This is a genomic window from Massilia sp. NBRC 108631, assembly GCF_059704565.1.
The window spans coordinates 15,457-36,726 of sequence record NZ_BAAKJE010000142.1 but is presented as its reverse complement, the minus strand read 5'-3'; the positions used below and the strand labels follow the sequence as shown (position 1 = coordinate 36,726).

Genomic DNA, 21,270 nt, shown 5'->3' with positions numbered 1-21,270 from the left:
ACCAGAAGCAAAAAAGGCCCGGCGGCAAGCAAGTTCGCTTACCGCCGGGCCTCTTGCCCGGTCTGCCATCCAGCTTACAGGTCGGTGATTTCCTTGTGCCTTGGCACCAGGGTCTTCATCACGCCCCACGCCGCCAGGTAGGCCAGTGCGCAGAACGTAAACATGATCATGTAGCCGGTCTGGATCTGGCCCAGCGCGCCGTAGTAGTCGAACAGCCAGCCGCCGGCCTTGGACACGGCCACGCCGCCCAGGCCGCCGGCCATGCCGCCGATGCCCACCACCGAGGCCACCGACTTTTGCGGGAACATATCGGACACGGTGGTGAAGATATTGGCCGACCAGGCCTGGTGGGCCGAGGCGCCCACGCCGATCAGCAGCACCGGCACCCAGAAGCTGATGTAGCCCAGCGGCTGCGCCAGCAGCACCACCAGCGGGAACAGCGCGATCACCAGCATGGCTTTCATGCGGCCGTCGTAGGCGTGCATGCCCTTGTTCATGAAGTAGGCGGGGAACCAGCCGCCGCCGATACTGCCGACCATGGTCATGCTGTACAGCACGGCCAGCGGAATCACGATGGCTTCCTTGCCCATGCCGTACTGCACCGACAGGTATTTCGGCAGCCAGAACAGGAAGAACCACCACACGCCGTCGGTCATGAATTTACCGAAGGCGAAGGCCCAGGTCTGGCGATAGCTCAGCAGCTTGAACCACGAAGTCTTTTCGCCGGCCGGCGCCGCAGGCGCGGCGGCCACGGCGTCGCTGCGGATGTAGGCCAGTTCGCTGGCCGACAGGCGGCGCTGGCGGTCCGGGGTGTCGTACATCAGCTGCCACGCCAGCATCCACAGGAATCCCACCGCGCCGATGGCGATAAAGGCCATCTGCCAGCCCCAGTTGATGGCGATCCAAGGCACCGTCAGCGGCGCCAGGATGGCGCCCACGTTGGCGCCCGAGTTGAAAATGCCGGTGGCAAAGGAGCGTTCCTTGCGCGGGAAATATTCCGCCGTGGCCTTGATGGCGGCCGGGAAGTTGCCCGCCTCGCCCACCGCCAGCACCGCGCGCGACAGCATGAAGCCGGCGATCGAGACCGGAATGGCAGCCAGGCCGACCGCGCCCATCACCTTGGCAATGCCCTCGCCCATCGGCACCGAGTAGGCATGCATGATGGCGCCGATCGACCAGATGACGATGGCCAGCACGTAAGCCTGCTTGGTGCCGATGCGGTCCACCACGCGGCCCGCGAACAGCATGGAAATGGCGTAGACGAACTGGAACACAGCCGTAATGTTGGCATAGTCGCTATTGGACCAGCCGAATTCCTTGGACAAGTCCGGTGCCAGCAAACTGAGCACCTGGCGGTCCAGGTAGTTGACGGTGGTGGCGAAAAACAGCAGCGCGCAGATGGTCCACCGGTATTTGCCAATAACTTGCTGGCTGACAGGCTCACTCAGGTTCATAGGGAATCACTTATTCTGGTTGTACGTTCCGGCCCCTATCTCCACGGGGCCTCTAAGTTGTATGTCATCGTACAACCTTGGGATGCCGCAGGCAAGCAAAAAATAGTACAAAAATATATTTGTGTAGCGTGTCGATCTGGCGTTTCCTCGCCCGTCGTGTGAGTATGAGCGCCGCAGTTGCGTTCAGACCTGATCAACTCATCTATTAAATTGGCAAGGAGATAGTCATGACCCAAGTTGCCCCCATCCCAGAAGGTTTCCACACTGTAACGCCGCACCTCGTCTGCGAGGGCGCCGCCGACGCCATCGAGTTCTACAAGAAGGCCTTCAATGCGGTGGAAATGTGCCGCATGCCCGGCCCCGGCGGCAAAGTGATGCACGCCCAGGTCAAGATCGGCACTTCCATCGTGATGCTGGCGGACGACTTCCCCGAGTGGGGCAGCGTCGGCGCGAAAGCCCTGAAGGGCTCCCCCGTCGTGCTGCACTTGTACGTGGAAGACGTCGACAAGGCCTACGCGCAGGCCGTTGCCGCCGGCGGCACCGCCAAGATGCCGCCCGCCGACATGTTCTGGGGCGACCGTTACGGCATGCTGGTGGACCCGTTCGGCCACAGCTGGTCCATCGCCACCCACAAGCGCGATATGACGCCCGAAGAGATGGATGCCGAGATGCAAAAATCCATGTCCGAAAACTGCGCCGGCAATCAGGCTTGAAAGGAAGCATCATGCGATTCATGCTGATAGTGAAAGCGAGCCCGGAATCCGAAGCGGGCAAGATGCCAAGCGAAGAGCTGCTCACCGCGATGGGCAAGTTCAACGAAGAGCTGGTCAACGCCGGCGTGCTGCTGGCGGGCGAAGGCCTGCACCCGAGTTCGCGCGGCGTGCGCGTCCATTTCTCGGGCAAGAACCGCACCGTCATCGACGGCCCGTTCGCCGAAACCAAGGAGCTGATTGCCGGATTCTGGCTGGTTCAGGTAAAGTCGCTGGAAGAGGCGATTGAATGGGTGAAGCGCTGCCCGAATCCGATGGAAAGCGAGTCGGATATCGAAATCCGCCAGGTGTTCGAGATGGACGATTTCGGCGCCGAATTCACGCCCGAACTGCGCGAGCAGGAACAGCGCATCATGGCGAAGGCGGCGGAGCTTCAGAAACAGCACTGACTTTATCGAGGAGCAGGCAATGCAGTTCATGATCTTACGCAGGAGCGACAAGGTATCGGAAACGGCGGGCTTCCCGTCAGCGGAACTGGTGCGCGCCATGCCGTCGGCGAAGTGGCTGCAGCCCAGCTCCAGCGGCCTGCGCATGACGCGCAGCGGCGGCCAGTGGCGTGTCAGCGACGAGGGGCCTTTCGAACCGCGCGAGCTGGTGGCGGGCTACACCTTCATCGAGGCCGCCAGCCGCGAGGAAGCGGCGCAGTGGGCCAGCCAGTGGCCGGTGGCGGACGCCGAAGGCCAGGCCGAGCTGGAAGTGCGGCAGGCCGGCTGCCCCGGCGGCTGTGTCGGCTTCGACATGGATACGCTGCCCGAAGGCGCGCCGCCGGACCTCAAGCCCGCCGAACTCAGGCCGGGCATGAAACCCTACGCGGTGCTGCTGCGCTCGGACGCGGGCAGCGAGGCCGACCTGGAACCGCCCGCCTCCGTCATCGACACCATGAACCGCGCCAACCAGGCCGGCATCCGCGCCGGCATTGCGCTGGCCGGCGAAGGCCTGCGCGCCTCGGCCAAGGGGGCACGCGTAAAATTCACCGGTGGCAAGGCCGCCATCATCGACGGCCCCTACACCGAAGTGAAAGAACTGATCGCCGGCTACTGGGTGGTGCAGGCCGAATCCATCGAAGGCGTGATGCAGTGGGTCAAGAACTACCCCTACCCGCAGCCGCCGGAAGTGGACGTGGTGGTGGAACTGCGCGCCGTGGCCCTGTGAACCAGCAAGGCATCCACCGCGCCATCGAAGCTGTCTGGCGCATCGAATCGGCCAAGATCATCGCCGTGCTGGCGCGCATGCTGCGCGACGTCGGCCAGGCCGAAGAGATCGCGCAGGACGCGCTGGTGAGCGCGCTGGAACGCTGGCCCGACAGCGGCACGCCCGACAACCCGGCCGCCTGGCTGATGACCGTGGCCAAGAACCGCGCCCTCGACCACCTGCGCCACCGCAAGCTGGAACAGGACAAGGAAGCCGAACTCACCTACGAAATCGAAGGCCTGCTGCAGGACGCCGCGCCCGACCTGGAGCGCGCGCTGGACGACAATATCGGCGACGACCTGCTGCGGCTGGTGTTCGTCGCCTGCCACCCGGTGCTGTCCACCGAGGCGCGCGTGGCGCTGACCTTGCGCTTGCTGGGCGGCCTCACCACCGACGAGATCGCGCGCGCCTTCTTCGTGCCGGAAACCAACGTGGCGCAGCGCATCGTGCGCGCCAAGCGTACCTTGGCCGAAGCCAAGGTGCCGTTCGAAGTGCCGCGCGGCCACGAACTGGTGGAGCGGCTGGCGTCCGTGCTGCAAGTGGTCTACCTGATCTACAACGAAGGCTATTCCGCCAGCGCAGGCGCGGACTGGATGCGCCCGGCGCTGTGCGAAGAAGCGCTGCGGCTGGGCCGCGTGCTGGCCGAACTGGCGCCGCAGGAGCCCGAAGTCCACGGGCTGGTGGCGCTGATGGAAATCCAGTCGTCGCGCGCCCGCGCCCGTACCGACGCGCGCGGCGCGCCTGTGCTGCTGCTGGAGCAGGACCGCTCGCGCTGGGACCAGCTGCTGATACGGCGCGGCCTGGCGGCACTGGCGCGCGCCGAGCAGATCGGACGCGGCCTGGGGCCATACGCGCTGCAAGCGGCCATCGCCGCCTGCCACGCCCGCGCGCGCCGCGCCGAGGACACCGACTGGGGCCGCATCGCCGCGCTATATGACGGTCTGGCGCAACTGGCGCCCTCCCCCGTGGTGGAACTGAACCGCGCCGTGGCACTGTCAATGGCGTTCGGCCCCGAAACCGGCCTGGAAGTGGCCGACGCGCTGCTGGACGAAGCGGCGCTGAAAAACTACCACCTGCTGCCCAGCGTGCGCGGCGACTTCCTGTTCAAGCTGGGGCGCAAGGCCGAGGCGCGCGCCGAATTCGAACGCGCCGCCGCGCTCACCCAGAACCAGCGCGAGCGCGACCTTCTGCTCACCCGCGCCGCCGCCTGCGCCGAACTGCCTGCGCCCGGGCACAGTCAGTAGTCGTCCGCTAAACGTTCCTCCTGTTCCGGCGGATAGGTGACGCGCAAACCATCCACGCAGGCGAACGGCGTGAGCTTGTGCGGGCGCCGCTGGCGGGCATCGATGATGTCGTCGACAGGAACGCCGCGCACCAGCAAGGCGTCTGCCACTAGCGAGCGGTGGCAGCGCCACGGTACCGCTTCGGCGCACATCAGCGCGCACGGCTTGCTGCGGCCCAGCTCAACGACCGCATCGACGTTGTCCGCGAATTCCTCGGTCTGCATGTAATCGGCATAGCCGCGAAACGACAGATTGCGCCAGCCTGCGTTCGGCGAATCCTTGCGCGCGCGGCGCAGGCCGCCGAGGCCGGGCAGGTAGCGGTATTCAATGCCGGCGCCGGCCAGCGAGGCCGACAGCTGGTCCTGTCCGAACTGCGGATTGTGGCGCGACCTGGGCACGGTGCGGATATCGAGCAGGCAGGCAACGCCGTTCTGGCGCAGCAGTCCGATGAAGTCCTCGATGGAACGGTTCGAATGGCCGATGGTGCAGATGCGTTCCGGTGTCATGCGCCTCCCCTCGATAACCTGCGCCCATTCTGGCATGAACGCGCGAGGCAGCGCACCAAGGTGATCTTGCGCCTTGGTTCAGCGCTGCATGCTCCCGCTGAACCCGGCGTTCCCGGCAGCATCCAGGGCGAGCGCAGCGAGCGTCATGAAAGCCGAGCGCTCGCGCCCGGAGATCTCAGCCATCAACCTGGATGCCTCAGACAGCGCATCTCGGCTGCTGCACGTGCCGGCCTGCTCGATCAAGCCCGCCACTGCCGTCCACTGCGCGGCGATGGCGTCGAACCCGGTGGCCACGCTGCCCAGCGCCGCCAGGCCGGTCAGCTCCTGGCCCTGCTTGAGGAAGCGGCCATACATCTTCCGGAACAGGCCGCCGCCGGTGCCGGCGCGTTCCATCAGCATGGCAATAATCGGCAGCGACCCGGCCGGATTATCGATCTCGTCGAGCCATCGCGTAACGCTTTCACTACTCTTGAGCACGCCCTTGTAGCCCAGGTTCCTGATCGGCGGATTAAGGTAGGCATGGGCGTTGGCGGCGAGGGCCTTGAAGAACGCAGCGCGCAGCTTGTCTGCCAGTTGCGCGCGCAGCGCTTCCAATCGGGGGCCGCTCTTCACCGTGACAGAGCGGCTCTTCGAACTCATCGGCCCCTTGGCCGAGCGAGCTTCGCTCAGGCTATCGAGACTGGTACGGCCGCCACCGCCAGCACCCTTGGTATCGATCAGCCAGGCACCCTCGCCATCCATCCTGTACAGGGTGGCGTAATGGGCATGGAAGTGCACGCGCTTTTCCGGGAAATACTCGAGGTGGTAGTGATCGAGCTTGAGTCCGACCAGCTTGCCTGCCTCAAGGGCTTGCAGCGCATTATCACGCGCACGGGAGGCCGAGGACGTTTCGCGGACGTCGAATTCCACGCCCAGCACAGTGGACAGATTTTCCGCCAGCGCGTCCGGCTTCACGCGCCCGCCGATGAAGGGAAACGGCATGTTGCGCGCTTCCCAGTGGATGTAGTTCAGCCCCATCCCGAGCCCGAATACCATTTCTTCGGACAAGTCGATGCCCTGCTGGCCCAGCAGGTTGGCCAGCATGGTCGATTCACAATGTTCGCCCGAATAGGGCTTGTGCCGCACTTCAGGCATGGATGTTCCCCACTGTTTTGCCGCCCGGAACAGGGCTCGACTCGCCCAGCGATGCGTCACGCCGCAAAACGCCAACCATAGTCACGCCGCCAACCGCGCTTTCGCCCGTAGTGACCCGCCACGACGAGTATCGCGGAATAGGACCTACTCGTCATGTCTACTCGCGATCTGCATCAGAACCGCCTGTATCGTTGTCAGACGGCCATTAAGCGATCGTCTAAAGTGAGCGCTTGCCTCGGGCGAAAACTGCCGATGCTCAGGCTCGTGCAGTGCATCCTTGTCAATGCAGCTTGACGCGTACGCAATGAAGCCTTCAGCCGAATCGACGCCCATGCAATACGCCGCATCAATTGCCTTCGGCAGTAGCCGCCCCAACAGATGCGGGCGTTGAGCCGCAATTTCGCACGCCACGGAAAGATAGCCGCAAAAGGCCGCTTCCGCATTGTAACTTACGGGATAGGCTTCAAATTCACCAAGCAGGTCGCTGTCGGTCACGCCCGAGCCGGCTATGCTGTGCGCGACAAGGCCGCTGCGATGGATGTTAGCAAGCATAGTGAAGGTCTAGAACAGTCAGCGGCCATCGCCTTAAATTTGAACATTGATGCCTATCCGCGACAGTCCAAAAATGAGCTGCCCTACCGTCTCGTATCGAGATCCGGGGATACGGCGCAGTTTCACCGACTGAATCTGTTGCGCTTGCAAAAGTTCGATCAATTCCGCTGGCGTGCGCGCTATTCCAAGAGCGCTACGTATCTCAGCGTCGCCAACTTCCACCTCGATTAAACCTGAAGCCATCTTCGTCCCCAATTGGCAGAAAGCACTCAGGGTAGCATGGGGCGCGATAGTTGCATTCTTCAAACTGCCCTTTTGCAATAATTCCTGGGCTCCAATGAGCAGGTGTCAAGCCCATGCCGACGATACAATGTCCTTCCGCACCGAGCCGGTGATGATGGACCAACCGACATTGCCATGCCAACCACCGCCCTCCAGCCCAACGCCCCCTTTTTCATCGCTCTCAACGCGGGCTCGGGCCACGCCGAGACCGAGGAGCGGCGCTCGACCATCGAATCGGTGCTGGGCGAAGCCGGCCGGCAATATCAACTGACGACTATCGATCGGCCGGACACCATCGACCAGGTCGCCGGCCAGCTTGCCCAGCAGGCTGCGGGCGCCGGCGGCGTGCTGGTGGCGGCGGGCGGCGACGGCACCATCAACGCGGTAGCCCGCCAAGCCATCGAGCACGGCTGCGCGTTCGGCGTACTGCCGCAGGGCACGTTCAATTATTTTGGCCGCGCACATGGCATCCCCGAAGACCTGGGCCAAGCGGTGCATGCCTTGCTTGCTGCGCGCCTGCATCCGGTGCAAGTCGGAATGGTGAACGACCGCGTGTTCCTGGTCAACGCCAGCATCGGGCTGTATTCGAAGCTGCTCGAGGAGCGCGAAATCGACAAGAAGCAATTCGGCCGCAGCCGGCTGGTGGCGGTGCTGTCGGCCATCAAGACCATTCTGATCCCGCATCGCCGCCTGCGCCTGGTGCTGCAAATCGACGGGAAGCTGCAGCGCTTGCGCACGGCGACATTTTTTGTCGGGAACAATCGCCTGCAGATGGAACAAGTCGGCATTCCGCCGCTGAGCGATGCGGTGGAGGACGGCAAGCTGGCGGCCGTGGCGCCACGGACCAAGGGCAAACTGGGCATGCTGTGGCTGATGCTGCACGGTGCACTGGGCAGATTGGGGAGCCCGGATCAGGCCGACCAGCTGACCACCTTCAGCTTCACGCAAATGCAAGTAAAGGTGCGCACACTGGCGCGGCGCCGCAAGGTGAAGGTGGCCATGGACGGCGAAGTGACCCATATGGCCAACCCGCTGGCATTTCGCGTGATGGAGGACCGCTTGCTGCTGCTGAAGCCCGATCCCGAGCTGGCGCTGGGCGGCGAGGGATCGGATCACCAGGCGCCTGCGTATGCGCAGCGTGGGCTGCTCAGTATCCGCTAGCGCCGCGGCGCCTCGGCTGCCTGAGTGTCGTCGAACGTGAATGGCGGCGTTCAGTCTTCCAAGCAGGCTTTGCACGCGGCGTCCGAGAACCGCGCCTGGCAGATGCGCTTGCCGGGGTATTTGAGTTCGAGGCCTTTGTAGTTGGCGCAGGTCTCGGGCTTGAGCGCGGTGATGGCGGGCTGCTGGTAGGCCAGGCCGGATTTGTCGGTAACGCTGAGACGGGAACCGTTGCCGTCCGAGCGCAGTTCGATGCCGCCGTCCTTGGTGATGAGGGTCAGCGCGCTGTTCTGGGAGGCGTCGGGGCCGGCCACCATCAGCGCGGCCATGCGGTGCTTGGAATCCAGCGTGATCATGGCGTTGCTGCCTTCGTCCTGCGTCACGTAGCCGCCGCGCTCGATGCCCTCTTCGTCGTAGATGATCATGCCGGCCGCCTTGCTGCCGCGCTTGGCCACGTGGCCGCCCGCCATGACGGCATCCGGCAAATCGCCGCCCAGGCGGGCGCGGATGATGCCCTTGCCGTCCACAATGACCACCTCTTTGGCCCGCACGCTGTCGAACACCGCGTTCTTGAGGCTGGCGCCAGCGATGGCGCTGCCCCCAGCCAGCAGCAGCAAACCAGCGATCCATGCGCCGTTCTGGCGGCTGAGCCGCTTGCGCAGACGCGCGTTCTCTTGCTCGACCGCGAGCAGCCGTTGTTCGATGCTGGTCAAGTCCTGTCTCCTGGCTTGGTAGAATTGCATTGCCAATTCTGCCACATTTCCACAGAGAAAGGCAAGCTCAGGGAATCCTGCTGCGCGGATAGCGCGGCAGGCCGTCGCCAAGATGCAGCCACCCGAGCTGGTCCTCCACCTGCGTGTGGTCTTGCGGAGGCAGCGCTTCAGGATCATCCAGGCTGCAGGTGGTGATGTCGATGTAGCCGGGCCCGCTGGCCGACTCGTAGCTCAGATGGGCACCGCAGCGGCCGCAGAAGCAGCGCGTGACGCCCGGGCTCGATTCGAAGCGCTGCGGCGTGCCCTGCGTGTAATGCAGGCCCGACAGCGGCACCGTGAACCACGCCACGCACGGCGCGCCCGCGATGCTGCGGCAGCTTTCGCAGTGGCACAGCGTGGTGCCGGCGACGGGGCCGCGCACTTCGTAGCGCACCGCGCCGCAGTAGCAGCCTCCGGCCCAGGCAGTTTGCTGGTCCATATTCCCCTCCCGATGGCGTTTTCTCCATTCTAGCGGCGCCTCAGGCGGGGCGGCGCAGGCTCCAACGCGTTTTGCGGCGCTGAGCGATAATGGCGGGCTCAAGCCAGCCACATTATCCAGGAGCCTGCTTTGCTTAATTTCGATTTCTACAACCCCACCCAAATCCTGTTCGGCCAAGGCCAGATCGCGGCCATCACGCCGCTGGTGCCGGCCGGCGCGCGCGTGCTGATGCTGTACGGCGGCGGCAGCATCAAGCGCAACGGCGTCTATGAGGAAGTGAAGGCTGCCCTGAGCGGCCACACGGTGATCGAGTTCGCCGGCATCGAGCCGAACCCGCACTACGAAACGCTGATGAAGGCGGTGGAAATCGTGAAGGCGGAGAAGATCGACTTCCTGCTTGCGGTGGGCGGCGGCTCCGTGATCGACGGCACCAAGTTCGTCGCTGCCGCAGCGCTGTTCGGCGACGAAGACCCATGGCTGATCCTGAAAAAAGGCGGCGCCAACATCACCGCCGCCCTGCCCCTGGGCGCCGTGCTGACCCTGCCCGCTACCGGCTCCGAGATGAACCCGGCCAGCGTTGTCACGCGCGCGGCCACGCAGGAAAAGCGCGCCTTCCACAGCCGCCATGTGTTCCCGAAATTCTCCGTGCTGGACCCGAGCAAGACCTTCACGCTGCCGCTGCGCCAGGTGGGCAACGGCGTGGTGGACGCTTACGTGCACGTGATGGAGCAGTACCTGACTTACCCGGCCAACGCGCCGGTGCAGGACCGCTGGGCCGAAGGCCTGCTGCTGACCCTGGTCGAGGAAGGCCCGAAAACGCTGAGCGAGCCGGAAAACCTGGACGTGCGCGCCAACGTGATGTGGAGCGCCACGCTGGCGCTGAACGGCGTGATCGGCGTGGGCGTGCCGCAGGACTGGGCCACCCACCTCATCGGCCACGAGCTGACCGCGCTGTACCAGCTGGACCATGCGCAGACACTGGCCATCGTCCTGCCGGGCATCCTCACCGTGCGCAAGGAAGCCAAGCGCGCCAAGCTGCTGCAGTATGCGGCGCGGGTGTGGGGCATTACCGAGGGTGACGACGACAGCCGCATCGCCGCCGCCATCGAGCGCACGCGCGGCTTCTTCGAGCAGATGGGCGTGCAGACGCGCCTGTCCGGCTATGGTTTGGACGCGTCGGCCATCGAAGCGGTGGTGGCCGCGCTGGAGGCGCACAAGATGGTGAAATTGGGCGAACACCGTGACGTGGATGCCGCAGCCGCCCGCGCAGCGCTGGAGCTCAGCTTGTAAAGCATGTTACACTTGTAATTCGCTAGGGGTCCTGGGAATGCGTTTTCCGGGTGAGAGATACCCTTCGTACCTGATCTGGATAATGCCAGCGAAGGAAAGCGCAAAGTTGTTTCCCCTCCTTTGTTCCCTTCCGTTGGCTCCCTTTGTTTACGAGAGCCCGATATGTCCGCACGTAATTTCGCAGTTAGCACGATCGCCCTGGCGGTCTCCCAAGCCTTTTCCGTTTCCGCCTTCGCCGATGAAGCGCCCGCAGCAGCGGCGGCAGCCGAAGGCACCATGACCGAAGTGGTCGTCATCACCGGCAAGACCGGGGCCAGCCGCGCCTCCGTGGCCGGCTTCACCGACATGCCGCTGCTGCAAACGCCGGCCTCGGTCACGGTGCTGAACCGCGAGAAGATGCAGGAGCTGAACATCCGCTCCACCACCGACGCCGCCAAGTTCGACGCCAGCATCGGCGACGCCTACAACGCCGTCGGTTACGCCGAACAGTTCTCCATCCGTGGCTTCAAGCTCGACAACGGCAGCAGCTACCGCAAGGACGGCCTGGTGATCCCGGGCGACACCCAGATTCCGCTGGAAAACAAAGAAGCCATCGAAGTGCTGAAAGGCCTGGCGGGCTTGCAAGCCGGCCTGGCCACGCCGGGCGGCATCGTCAACTACGTCACCAAGCGTCCGACCGACAAGCCGCTGCGCTCCGTCATCGTGGAAGCGAGCGAGCGCGGCACGCTGCTGGGCGCCGTGGACGTGGGTGGCCGCTTCGAGGACCGCCGCTTCGGCTACCGCGTGAACGTGGCCAGCGAGCGCCTGCGCTCCTACGTCAAGGGCGCCGACGGCCGCCGCAACTTCATCTCCGGCGCGTTCGACTGGCAGATTTCGCCGCAAGCGCTGCTGCAGCTGGACGCGGACTTCCAGAAAAAGGCGCAGGTGTCCGTGCCAGGCTTCCAGCTGATTGGCAACCAGACGCTGCCCAATATCCCGGCCGACACCATGCTGAACGACCAGCCGTGGAGCTATCCGGTCGAGACCGAGAGCAGCAACATCGGCGCGCGCTTCACCTACCAGTTCAGCCAGGACTGGAACGCCACCGTCACCGCCAACAGCCACTCTTTCAAGCGCGACGACTACACTGCCTTCCCTTACGGCTGCGGTGCGGAGAACCTGTACCCGGGCTTCTGCGCCAATGGCGACTACGACGTCTATGACTACATCAGCCTGGGCGAGCGCAAAAAGCCGCAGGCCATGCAAGCCATGGTGCAGGGCAAATTCGCCACCGGCGCCTTCAGCCACGCCGTCACGGCCGGCTACTCGTTCTACAAAAACAGCGAGAAATGGGGCCAGGACCTGTACGAATGGGCCGGCACCAGCAATATCTACCATCCGGTGATCGTCAAGCCGACCGGCTTGAGCAGCGGCCCCGTGTCCGAGCGCCGCAGCGACCGCGAACGCGCCGTGTTCTTCCAGGACGTGGTGGGCCTGACGGAGCAGCTGAAGCTGCACGCCGGCGCGCGCCATACGCAAGTGGAGCGCGACCAGCTGGCGGCCAAGGCCCGCACCGACGAGAGCTTCTGGCTGCCCAACGTGTCGCTGGTGTACGCGCCGCGCGCCAACGTATCGGCCTACGCCAGCTGGGCCGAAGGCCTGGAGCGGGGCGGCATCGCGCCCAAGCGCACCAGCAACGTGGGCGAAGCACTGGCGCCTTCGCTGTCGAAGCAGATCGAACTGGGCGTGAAGGCGGACCTGTACAAGGACCTGAGCCTGGCCATGGCCGTGTTCCAGATCCGCAAAGGCCTCGAATACACCGACACCGCGGGCACCTACGTGCGCAACGGCCGCGCGCAGCATCGCGGCCTGGAACTGTCGGCGCAGGGCCACGTCACGCCCGACCTGATGCTGGCCTTCAGCGCCATGGCGCTGGACACCGAGCAAAGCGGCACCGGCCTGGCCAGCATGGACGGCAAGCGCGTGACCAATGTGCCGAAGTTCAAATCGACGCTGTACGCGGAATACGCGGTGCCGCAAGTGGCAGGCCTGAAGGTCAATGCCAACTGGCAGCACGCGGGCAAGAAAGCCTTCGACCCGGAGAACTCCTTCTTCGTGCCGGGCTATAGCACCTTGAACCTTGGCGCATCCTACGCCACGAAGATCGGCACCGCCGCCGCCACCTTCCGCGCGCAGGTCTACAACGCCACCGACAAATTCTACTGGCGCGACGTGACGCCGGACCTGGGCGGCTACCTGTTCCCGGGCGCCGAGCGCACCGTCAAGCTGTCCGCGCAGCTGGACTTCTAAACTAGAAGATGTACTGCACCCGCAAGGTGAAGCTTTTCGCCGTGCGGGCTGAGTTGCGCCCCACCAGCAGGGCCGCGTCGTATTTGATCTCCTGTCCGGCACCCATGCCCAGGGTGCCGAACAGCGCCGGCCCGAGCCGGTGCGAACGCTGCTTCTCCGGCAGCCAGCCGTTCCACTTCCCCACTTCGCCAAAACCCTGCACACCGGGCTGCAGCCAGCTTTTCCAGCGCTGCTTCACCTGCCACTGGTATACCAGCTGGGTCTGCTCCGCCTGGCCGGTGCGGTAGTCCCGCTGCAGGAAGACGTTGAAGTTGAACTGCGTGCGCCAGACCTCGGTTTGTAGCGCAGGACCGATCTCCACGCTGTAGCTGTGCGGGCTGCTGTCGCCCCTGCCGACCACGGTGTGCAGCGCCAGGTCGAAAGGATACTGGCCCTGCGTCAGCATGTAGTCGTTCTGCCAGTCCACCGAAGCCAGCCTGTCGGTGCGCCCGTGACGGCGTATCCAGACGGCCGTCAGCTCGGTGTACCAGCGCGAAGTAAGGCCGTAGCCGAAGCCCAGTTCGGGGGAGGACGTGCTGGAATGACGCTTGTAGTCGGCGTTCCAGTATTTGAAGTCGAGCGACTTCTGGCCTTCCACGTCGTAGATTGAAACAAGATAGTAACCAGTGGCCGCGCAGGCCGGCAGCGGCAGCGCTGTGCCCAGCGTGGCGGCGAACAGGAATGCGGGGACTGTGCGGGTTCTTCTCATCCTGCTAATGTAGCAGGCCTTCCTAGCACTTGCTCGACTTTCATCAAGCGTTGTTCGGGCGCGCCGCTTACCAGCGTGTATGCAATGCCGCGCGCGGCCAGTTCTTCCAGCAGCAGCGCGCTGACAGGCCCGCTGGCGTCCTCCGGCTCGCGCATCAGGCCATCGGGCACCCAGGGCAGGTCCGGCGCGCACAGCAGGGTGACGTCGTAGCGGTGCGAGGCGGCCAGCGCGGCCAGTTCGGCGTCGATGCCGCCGAAGTAGTGGCGGCTGTAGACCGCCGTCATCAGCGGCGTGGTGTCGCAGAACAGGAAGTGGCGTGCCTGCGGCAAGGCGGCCTCCTCGCGCGCCACCTGGGTGCCGGCGATGTGGATCTGGTCGGACGACACAGGCAGGCGCGCCTCGGTCTCGACGAACTCGCGCAGGTACTCCGGCACCCATACGGTGCGGTAGTGCTGCGCCAGGCGCGCCGCCAGCGTGGTTTTGCCGGACGACGCGGAACCGACGATGGCCACGCGCAGCACCGGCGTCATGCAGCCTCCGTCATTTCAGCACCATCGCTTCGGCCGCCGCACCACCCTCGCCCATGGACTTCTTCCATGCCAGCAGGCCGATGGCGGCCATCACCACGAACATGCCATACAGGAGCGCGGTCAGCATCAGCCCTTTGTGGATATAGAGTCCCACGTAGATCACGTCGACCATGATCCAGACATGCCAGTTCTCCAGCTTTTTGCGCGACAGCAGCACCTGGCCCACCAGGCTGCCGGCAGTGAGGAAGGCGTCGGTCTTCGGCACGTCGGTATCGGTGAAACTGTGCAGGAACCAGGCCAGGACGGCGAAGCCCACGGCCCAGCCGGCGGCGGCCATCCATAGCCCGCGCTGCGTGGTGCGGGTGACGGGCAGGCGCTCGTGCGTGGCGTCGCCGTGCAGCCACTGGTACCAGCCCCAGAACGACACGCTGATGAACACCAGCTGCAGCGCCATGTCGCCGTACAGGCGGGCGCCGTAAAACACCACGCCGTACGTGGCCGAGGACAGGATGGCGAACAGCCAGGCCCAGTGGTTCTGGCGGATGTTGAGCAGCACCGTCATGACCGAAAGCACGAAGGAAACCAGCTCAATTGGCGTGGTGCTTAGTCCGAACAGGGCAAATGATTCATTCATGGCGGGCGATCGAAGGTGAACCGTCGATTATGAAGCAAAAAGGGGCCGGGCTCAATATCGAGCCCGGCCCCTTCCCATGGAAGCTAGCCTATTTATTTTTTAGGATACTTGATGGTCATTTCCTGCAGCAGGTTGTCGGCGTGGTCCACTTCCTTCATCACCCACAGCATGTAGCGGATGTCGAGGTGGATGGCGCGGGTGATGGCGGTGTCGAAGTACCAGTCCTTGGTGATCGATTCATAGGTCGAATCGAAGTTCAGGCCGATCAGTTCGCCGCGCTTGTTCATCACCGCCGATCCGGAGTTGCCGCCGGTGGTGTCGGCGCTGCTCAGGAAGTTCACCGGCACGGTGCCCAGCACCGGATCCTTGAACTGGCCGTAGCGCCTGGCTTTCACCGCGTCGATCAGGTTGCCCGGCGCGATGAACGGGTCTTTGCCGGTGTGCTTCTCGACGATGCCTTCGACCGTGGTGAATGGGCCCTTGGTCAGGCCATCCTTCGGCGAGTACGGCGACACGGTGCCGTAGGTGACGCGCAGCGTGGAGTTGGCGTCGGGGTACACCGGCTTGCCCTGCGACTTCTTCCAAGCGATGACGGCGGCCATGTATTGCGGCACCACGCGTTCCAGGTTGCCGTCCACTTCCATGCGGCGCTCCTCCAGCGACAGGCCGACGGCGTGCAGCTTGACGGCCAGCTTGAGGAAAGCGTCGTCCGACGCGGCGATGGCGGCGGCGTCCTTGTCCATCAGCGCCAGCCGTTCGGCAGTGGCGCCCAGCTTGCTCTGCGCGTACAGCGCAGGCACCTCGGCCACGGATGGCAACAGCGCGTCCAGCCCCTGCGGGTGGGACTTGGCAGCCAGCCTGGCGTAGCGCGCCAGGCCGTCGGCGTAGCGGGCCTGGTCCACCTTCTGCGTAAACGACTGCTCCAGGCGGGTCAGGCGGGCCCTGATCGGGCTGACGTCGCGCTGCTGGTAGCCAGCCTTGCGTTCGGCGTCCGGCTTCTGCTTCTCCAGCGCCAGGCGGTACAGGGTGCGCGCGCTTTTCAGCAGGTCGCTATTGGTGGCCACGCCCCAGGCGAATTCTTCGTCGGCCAGGGCCATGTCGGCGGCAATCGCCGCGTCCAGTTCGGACAGCATGGAAGCCGACACGCCGGGCTGCCTGGCGTACCATGCGCGGAACTCGGCGTCCTGCGCGTCCTTGACGGCAGCCAGGTCCTTGCGCGCGAAGCCGTCCATCAGGCCCAGCGTCTTTTTCATGCGGTTGTTGATGCTCTTGACCACGCTGGCGTAGCGCACTTCGCCGGCCGCGTCGCCCTTGGTGGCGGCGGCGATGGTGTCCAGGTCGGACTGGTATTCGGCCGCCTGCAGCGGATAGGCCGAATCGCGCGCGTTGCGGATTTCAACCGGCAGCTTGTAGCGGCTGGTGCGGCCGGGGTAGCCGGCCAGCAGGATAGGATCGCCGTTTTTCAGGCCCTCGGCGGACACCACCAGGAAGTCCTTCGATTTGTACGGCACATTGTCCGGCGACGGGTCGGCCGGGCGGCCGTCCTTGCCCACGTAGGCGCGCAGGAAGGAGTAGTCGCCGGTGTGGCGCGGCCATTCGTAGTTGTCGATATCGCCACCGTAGTTGCCGATCTTGTCGGACGGCGCGTACACCAGGCGCACGTCGCGGATCTGCATCTGGCGGATGCGGTAGTACTCGGCGCCGCGGTGGAAGCTCGGCACCGAGCAGCGGTACATCTTGTCGGTCTCGCATTCGGCGATCAGGGCCTTGATGCGCTTCTGCGCTTCCTCGTGGCGGGCTTTTCCGCCCAGCTTGTCCAGGCCTTGCAGCACGCGGGCGCTGACGTTTTCCACCTTGTCGGTCACGTAGACCTGCAGGTTCGGGCCGCCAGGCAGCTCGGCGCTGCGGGTCTTGGCCAGGAAACCGTTGGCGATGTAGTTATGCTCCGGCGTGGAGTTGCGCTGAATGGCGCCGTAGGCGCAATGGTGGTTGGTGACCACCAGGCCGTCCGGCGAGACGAAGGAGGCGGAGCAGCCATCGGTCGAGACGATGGCGCTCATCGGGTGCTTGGACAGGTCGGCCAGCTTTTCGGCCGGAATGGCGATGCCGATGCGTTTCAGCTCGGCCTTGAGCTGCGGCAGCTGGTGCGGCTGCCACTGGCCTTCGTCGGCGTGGGCAGGGCTGAAGGCGGCCAGCAAGGCGGCCGGCAGTGCTGAAAAAGCTAGCGATTTGAACAAGATGGTCCCCTAATGTGAAAAGCTGCGGCAGTATAGACCTTGCGCCTGCCGCTGAAAATGCTTTTTAGCTATTGCCAGCCTGACCAACCTGGCCCGGCAAGCGCATGCTCACCCGGCACCCCTGGGCCGCGCCGTAATCGACCTCCAGCACGCCGCCGTGGGCGCGCAGGCGCTCACCAATGGCCAGCATGGCCAGCGCCTGGCGCTGGCGGCGCCCGGCAAGGGCAACCCCGCCACCGGCATCGCTGTCTACGGCAGTGTCGCCGGCGCCGTCGTCGGTCACCAGCAGCACCGCGCCTGAGCGGCCGAGGCGCCGCAGGCTGACCGCCACCGCGCTGGCGCCGCCGTCGCGCTGCACCGATGCCAGCAAGGCCTGCAACTGGCGGAACAGCATCAGCGCGGCACCGCTCTCCAGGCAGTCGAACGCTTGTTCATCCGGTACGTCCAGTGTGCAAACCAGGCCGCTGCGCTTGCGAAAATCGGCCAGCAGCCAGTCCACCGCTGCGTGCAGGCCCAGGTCCAGCACGGCCGGCCGCAGCTGGTTCAGGATGGCGCGCACGCTGCGCAGGGTGGTGTCCACATTCTCCAGTGCGGCGCTGGCGCGCTGGTGCAGCGGCCCGCCATGCCTGCGGGTGCGCTGGTCCAGCAGGGCAGCCTCGATACGCAGCGCCAGCAGGTTCTGCCCCACGTTGTCGTGCATGGCGCGCGCCATGTCCAGCCGCGCCGCTTCCAGCGCATTCGCTTCGTGCTCGGCCAGCAGGCGCAGTTGCGTGTTGTCCAGCGTCAGCGCGGTGGTGCGCTCGGCCACTTGCGCGGCCACCTGGGACGCCATGGCCAGGGCGCCCTGCTGCGCCAGTTGCGCCGCCAGGCGTGCGCCAAGGGGGCCGGCCGCCAGCGGCTCATGGCCGGGAAAGGCCTGCTCCCGATGGCCGGCTGCGCCGCTGTCCGGCTGCGCGGACGGCGCCGCAGCCAGCGGCGCGATGACCAGGCAACACAGGCCGGAGGCCGCATCCAGGCAGGCGTCGATGCGCACCGCGCAGGCGCCGGGGATGCCGGCAAACAGCTGCGTTTCCATGCCGGCCCGGCCGTCGCCGCTGCGCAGGATGGCCGTAAAGGCGCGCCAGCGCGGCTGCTGCTCGGGCGCCAGGTAACGTTCGAAAGGCTGGCCCTGGAGCGCGGCGGCGCTTTGCGCCAGCAGCGCGGCGCCGGCCTGGTTGGCGCACACCAGCAGCCCGCCCTGGTCCAGCGCGTAGGTGCACGCCGGCGACTGCTCGAACAGTTGCTGGTACAGCGCCTGGCCGGTGCGCGCCTGTTCGCTGCGCTGCTGCAGCGCCGACAGCGCCTGCTGCTGCAGTTCCAGCTCGATCTTGCTGAGTTGGAGCGTCTGCCACTGGCGTAGCGCGTCGCTGCGGGGATGGTTGCCCTTGCTCACTGCGCACCTCCGTCGCCGCTTTCCGTCAGGCTCAGCGCGCGCAACTTCGATTCCAGCTGCTTGGCGTCGGTGATGTTGATAAAGGTCAGCACCAGGCCGTCGATCACATTGTCAACCGTGCGGTAAGGCATGATGCGCACCGTGAACCAGCGCCCGTTGCGGGTGGGGATCTGCTTTTCACTGAACACCAGCGTGCGCAGCACTTGCTCGGCGTCCTGTTCCAGTTCCGGGTAAATCAGGTCGCTGGAGATGTCGCTCAGCGGGCGCTGCACGTCGCCGGCGATCAGCTTGTAGACCTGGGCGGCCTGCGTGGTGAAGCGGCGGATGTGCAGCAGGTTGTCGAGGAAGATGGTGGCGATGTCGGTGCTGTTGAGCAGGTTCTTCATGTCGCTGTTGACCAGCGACAGGTCGTCCACCTTCGATTGCAGCTCGGCGTTGACCGTGTAGAGCTCTTCGTTCAGCGACTGCATCTCTTCCTTCGACGTGGTCAGCTCCTCGTTGGTGGACTGCAGTTCCTCGTTGGTCGATTGCAGCTCCTCATTGGCCGAACGCAGCTCTTCGCGCGAGGTTTGCATTTCGTCGCGCACGGCCTGGATTTCCAGGCGCGCCTGGGCCAGTTGCTGCTCCAGCTCGGTCACGCGCGGGTTGGCCGAACGCGCGCGGCGCCCGGCCGGACGCGGCACGCTGAGGAAAGTCAGCAGCACCATGCCTTCCAGCGCATCGCCTTCATGCAACGCTTCGGCGCTCATGTCCACCGCCAGTTCCTGGCCGCTGGCGTTTTTCATCACCAGGCCGCGCAGCACTTGCGGCCCTTCGCTGCCCAGCGCGCGCTGCAGCAGGTCGTCCAGCTGGTAACGCAGGCCGTCGCGCGCCATGGCGTGGATGTTCCAGTTGGCCTTGCCCGCGGCCGGTTCCAGATAGGTGCCGGTGCGGCCGTGGATGTAGAGGATGTCGCCGTCGCGGTTGAGCAGGACGGCCGCCGGCGTGTGCTTTTTCAGCAGCAGCTGCTCGACCTGCGTTTGGAGATTGCCGTTCATCGATACTGACCTGGCTTCGTTGGCAATGGGGGCGGCTGCCGCCATCTTGGTTGGGAAATAGTGTACCAGCCTCTGATCGCCGGCATCGAGCCGCTGGTAGATCCGGCTAACGCCCGGCAGCGGCGCGAACAGCTCGGTAAACTGGCCCGGCGTGTCTGCGCTGCCCAGCAACAGCAGGCCAGCCGGCTTGAGCGCGTAATGGAACAGCGGAATCAGGCGCCGCTGCAGCTTGGGGCTGAAATAGATCAGCAGATTGCGGCAGCTGAGCACGTCGAGCTTGGTGAACGGCGGATCGGAGATGATGTTCTGCTGCGCAAAGATGATCATATTGCGCAGTTCCTTGCGCACCCGGTAGCCGCGCTCCTCGGCAGTGAAGAAGCGCTGCAGGCGTTCCGGCGACACGTCGGCCTCGATGCTGTGCGTGAACAGGCCTTCGCGGGCGCGGTCGATGGCGTCCGGGTCGAGGTCGGTGGCGAAGATCTGCAGGCTGTACTTGGCTTTCGGGCTCACATGCAAGACCGCCTCGCTGAACACCATGGCCAGGGAATACGCCTCCTCGCCGGTGGAGCAGGCCGGCACCCAGGCCTTGAATGCGGCGCCGTCCGGGTGCGCTTCCAGCAGCTGAGGCAAGGCCACGGCCTTGAGCTGCTCCCACACTTTCTGGTCGCGGAAGAAGCTGGTCACGCCGATCAGCATTTCCTTGAACAGCAGTTGCACCTCGCCCGGGTTGTCCTGCAACAGGCGGACGTAGGTTTCCAGCGTGGCACACTGGTGCAGCGCCACGCGGCGCTCGATGCGGCGCATGACGGTGTTCAACTTGTAGCCGGCGAAGTCGTTGCCGGTGCGGGTCAGCAGGAACTGCAGCAGTTCGCTCAGCGCATTGCGGCGCTGAGCGCCTGGCAGTTCGTTCAGCGGCTGCCGGTGGGCCAGGCGGCCGGCAATCAGGGCCGGCATTTCGCCGGCGCGGGCGACGATGTCGGCGCTGCCGGAATCGATGGCGCTTTGCGGCATGGCGGTGAAGCGCGCCGAGGCAGGCTGCTGGGCCAGCGTCAGGCCGCCGCGCTCCTGGATGGCGCGCAGGCCGGCGCTGCCGTCGCTGCCCATGCCGGACAACACCACGCCGGCCGCCAGCGGACCGCATTCGGCCGCCAGGTCGTTTAGAAAATGGTCGATCGACAAGGTCTGGGCGCGGGTGTGCGGGCGGCGCGTCAGGCGCAGCGCACCGCGCGCGTAGCCCAGGTCGCGATTGGGCGGAATCACGTAGACGTTGCCCGCCTCGACCACCATGCCGTCGGCCGCTTCTTGCACCGGCATGGCGGTCACGCGCTGCAGCAGTTCCGGCAGCATGCCGATGTGCTGCGGATCCAGGTGCTGCACCACCACGTAGGCCAGCGGGCTGTTCGGCGGCACCGCCGCCAACAGCTCGCAGATCGGTTCCAGCCCGCCGGCGGACGCGCCTATGCCCACCACGGGAATGAGGGGTCTGGATGCCGGCAAGGACTCGGCGGTATCGCTTTGATTCATTGGTGCTGGGCTTAGAAAAGGCGCTAGC

Annotated in this window: 19 protein-coding genes and 1 riboswitch; of the genes, 7 read left to right on the top strand and 12 right to left on the bottom strand. The window is 65.2% G+C overall.

What is annotated here, in order from left to right; translation table 11 throughout:
• Nucleotides 1–74: 74 nt before the first annotated feature.
• Nucleotides 75–1,454, bottom strand: a complete 1,380-nt coding sequence (locus tag AC6H42_RS15550; RefSeq protein ID WP_057157882.1) for an MFS transporter — start codon at nucleotides 1,452–1,454, stop codon at nucleotides 75–77.
• A gap of 227 nt (nucleotides 1,455–1,681) precedes the next feature.
• Between AC6H42_RS15550 and AC6H42_RS15545 the strand changes: the two genes are divergently transcribed.
• The 4 genes from AC6H42_RS15545 to AC6H42_RS15530 are packed head-to-tail and all read left to right on the top strand — an operon-like array spanning nucleotide 1,682 to nucleotide 4,659.
• Nucleotides 1,682–2,167: a VOC family protein gene (locus tag AC6H42_RS15545; RefSeq protein WP_057157881.1), complete on the top strand. Its 486-nt coding sequence runs from the start codon at nucleotides 1,682–1,684 to the stop codon at nucleotides 2,165–2,167.
• Nucleotides 2,168–2,178: 11 nt separating this feature from the next.
• On the top strand, nucleotides 2,179–2,613 hold the full coding sequence (locus tag AC6H42_RS15540; RefSeq protein ID WP_057157880.1) for a YciI family protein: 435 nt from the start codon (nucleotides 2,179–2,181) through the stop codon (nucleotides 2,611–2,613).
• 19 nt (nucleotides 2,614–2,632) lie between these two features.
• Entirely contained in the window at nucleotides 2,633–3,376 is a 744-nt protein-coding gene (locus tag AC6H42_RS15535) for a YciI family protein (RefSeq protein ID WP_057157879.1), read from the top strand.
• A complete protein-coding gene (locus tag AC6H42_RS15530) occupies nucleotides 3,373–4,659 on the top strand; it encodes an RNA polymerase sigma factor (RefSeq protein WP_497548442.1) in 1,287 nt (428 codons plus the stop codon). Before AC6H42_RS15535 ends, AC6H42_RS15530 begins: the two co-directional genes overlap by 4 nt.
• On the opposite strand, the gene AC6H42_RS15525 is transcribed toward AC6H42_RS15530, so the two are convergent.
• The 3 genes from AC6H42_RS15525 to AC6H42_RS15515 form a co-directional block, all read right to left on the bottom strand.
• On the bottom strand, nucleotides 4,653–5,204 hold the full coding sequence (locus AC6H42_RS15525; RefSeq protein ID WP_497548441.1) for a DUF488 domain-containing protein: 552 nt from the start codon (nucleotides 5,202–5,204) through the stop codon (nucleotides 4,653–4,655). The genes AC6H42_RS15530 and AC6H42_RS15525 overlap by 7 nt on opposite strands.
• Before the next feature lie 78 nt (nucleotides 5,205–5,282).
• Nucleotides 5,283–6,338 carry a BtrH N-terminal domain-containing protein gene (locus tag AC6H42_RS15520; RefSeq protein WP_057157876.1) on the bottom strand — a complete coding sequence of 352 codons (1,056 nt, stop codon included), beginning with the start codon at nucleotides 6,336–6,338 and terminating at the stop codon, nucleotides 5,283–5,285.
• A 144-nt stretch (nucleotides 6,339–6,482) separates the two neighbouring features.
• Nucleotides 6,483–6,890 carry a hypothetical protein gene (locus AC6H42_RS15515; RefSeq protein WP_497548440.1) on the bottom strand — a complete coding sequence of 136 codons (408 nt, stop codon included), beginning with the start codon at nucleotides 6,888–6,890 and terminating at the stop codon, nucleotides 6,483–6,485.
• A gap of 417 nt (nucleotides 6,891–7,307) precedes the next feature.
• Between AC6H42_RS15515 and AC6H42_RS15510 the strand changes: the two genes are divergently transcribed.
• Nucleotides 7,308–8,333, top strand: a complete 1,026-nt coding sequence (locus AC6H42_RS15510) for a diacylglycerol/lipid kinase family protein (protein ID WP_497548439.1) — start codon at nucleotides 7,308–7,310, stop codon at nucleotides 8,331–8,333.
• 50 nt (nucleotides 8,334–8,383) lie between these two features.
• On the opposite strand, the gene AC6H42_RS15505 is transcribed toward AC6H42_RS15510, so the two are convergent.
• Complete coding sequence (locus tag AC6H42_RS15505; protein WP_057157874.1) at nucleotides 8,384–9,043, bottom strand: hypothetical protein; 660 nt, start codon at nucleotides 9,041–9,043, stop codon at nucleotides 8,384–8,386.
• Nucleotides 9,044–9,110: 67 nt separating this feature from the next.
• Nucleotides 9,111–9,521 (bottom strand): GFA family protein, encoded by a 411-nt coding sequence (locus tag AC6H42_RS15500; RefSeq protein ID WP_057157873.1) that lies wholly within the window; start codon nucleotides 9,519–9,521, stop codon nucleotides 9,111–9,113.
• Nucleotides 9,522–9,650: 129 nt separating this feature from the next.
• On the opposite strand from AC6H42_RS15500, the gene AC6H42_RS15495 reads away from it, so the two are divergent.
• Nucleotides 9,651–10,811 carry an iron-containing alcohol dehydrogenase gene (locus tag AC6H42_RS15495; protein ID WP_057157872.1) on the top strand — a complete coding sequence of 387 codons (1,161 nt, stop codon included), beginning with the start codon at nucleotides 9,651–9,653 and terminating at the stop codon, nucleotides 10,809–10,811.
• 14 nt (nucleotides 10,812–10,825) lie between these two features.
• Nucleotides 10,826–10,925, top strand: a riboswitch (TPP riboswitch).
• Between the two features lie 48 nt (nucleotides 10,926–10,973).
• Entirely contained in the window at nucleotides 10,974–13,100 is a 2,127-nt protein-coding gene (locus AC6H42_RS15490) for a TonB-dependent siderophore receptor (RefSeq protein ID WP_057157871.1), read from the top strand.
• A 1-nt stretch (nucleotide 13,101) separates the two neighbouring features.
• Here AC6H42_RS15490 and AC6H42_RS15485 read toward each other — a convergent pair whose 3' ends face one another.
• The 6 genes from AC6H42_RS15485 to AC6H42_RS15460 form a co-directional block, all read right to left on the bottom strand.
• A complete protein-coding gene (locus AC6H42_RS15485) occupies nucleotides 13,102–13,848 on the bottom strand; it encodes a hypothetical protein (RefSeq protein ID WP_057157870.1) in 747 nt (248 codons plus the stop codon).
• The gene (locus AC6H42_RS15480) at nucleotides 13,845–14,378 is read right to left on the bottom strand and encodes an AAA family ATPase (protein ID WP_057157869.1); all 534 of its coding nucleotides are present in this window, start codon (nucleotides 14,376–14,378) and stop codon (nucleotides 13,845–13,847) included. Before AC6H42_RS15480 ends, AC6H42_RS15485 begins: the two co-directional genes overlap by 4 nt.
• A gap of 10 nt (nucleotides 14,379–14,388) precedes the next feature.
• Nucleotides 14,389–15,012 (bottom strand): nicotinamide riboside transporter PnuC, encoded by a 624-nt coding sequence (gene pnuC, locus AC6H42_RS15475; protein WP_057157868.1) that lies wholly within the window; start codon nucleotides 15,010–15,012, stop codon nucleotides 14,389–14,391.
• A gap of 92 nt (nucleotides 15,013–15,104) precedes the next feature.
• Nucleotides 15,105–17,249 carry a S46 family peptidase gene (locus tag AC6H42_RS15470; protein WP_497548438.1) on the bottom strand — a complete coding sequence of 715 codons (2,145 nt, stop codon included), beginning with the start codon at nucleotides 17,247–17,249 and terminating at the stop codon, nucleotides 15,105–15,107.
• Between the two features lie 64 nt (nucleotides 17,250–17,313).
• Nucleotides 17,314–18,681: a sensor histidine kinase gene (locus tag AC6H42_RS15465; RefSeq protein ID WP_497548437.1), complete on the bottom strand. Its 1,368-nt coding sequence runs from the start codon at nucleotides 18,679–18,681 to the stop codon at nucleotides 17,314–17,316.
• Nucleotides 18,678–21,242 carry a chemotaxis protein CheB gene (locus AC6H42_RS15460; protein WP_497548436.1) on the bottom strand — a complete coding sequence of 855 codons (2,565 nt, stop codon included), beginning with the start codon at nucleotides 21,240–21,242 and terminating at the stop codon, nucleotides 18,678–18,680. The genes AC6H42_RS15465 and AC6H42_RS15460 overlap by 4 nt, the downstream gene beginning before the upstream one ends.
• Nucleotides 21,243–21,270: the final 28 nt, after the last annotated feature.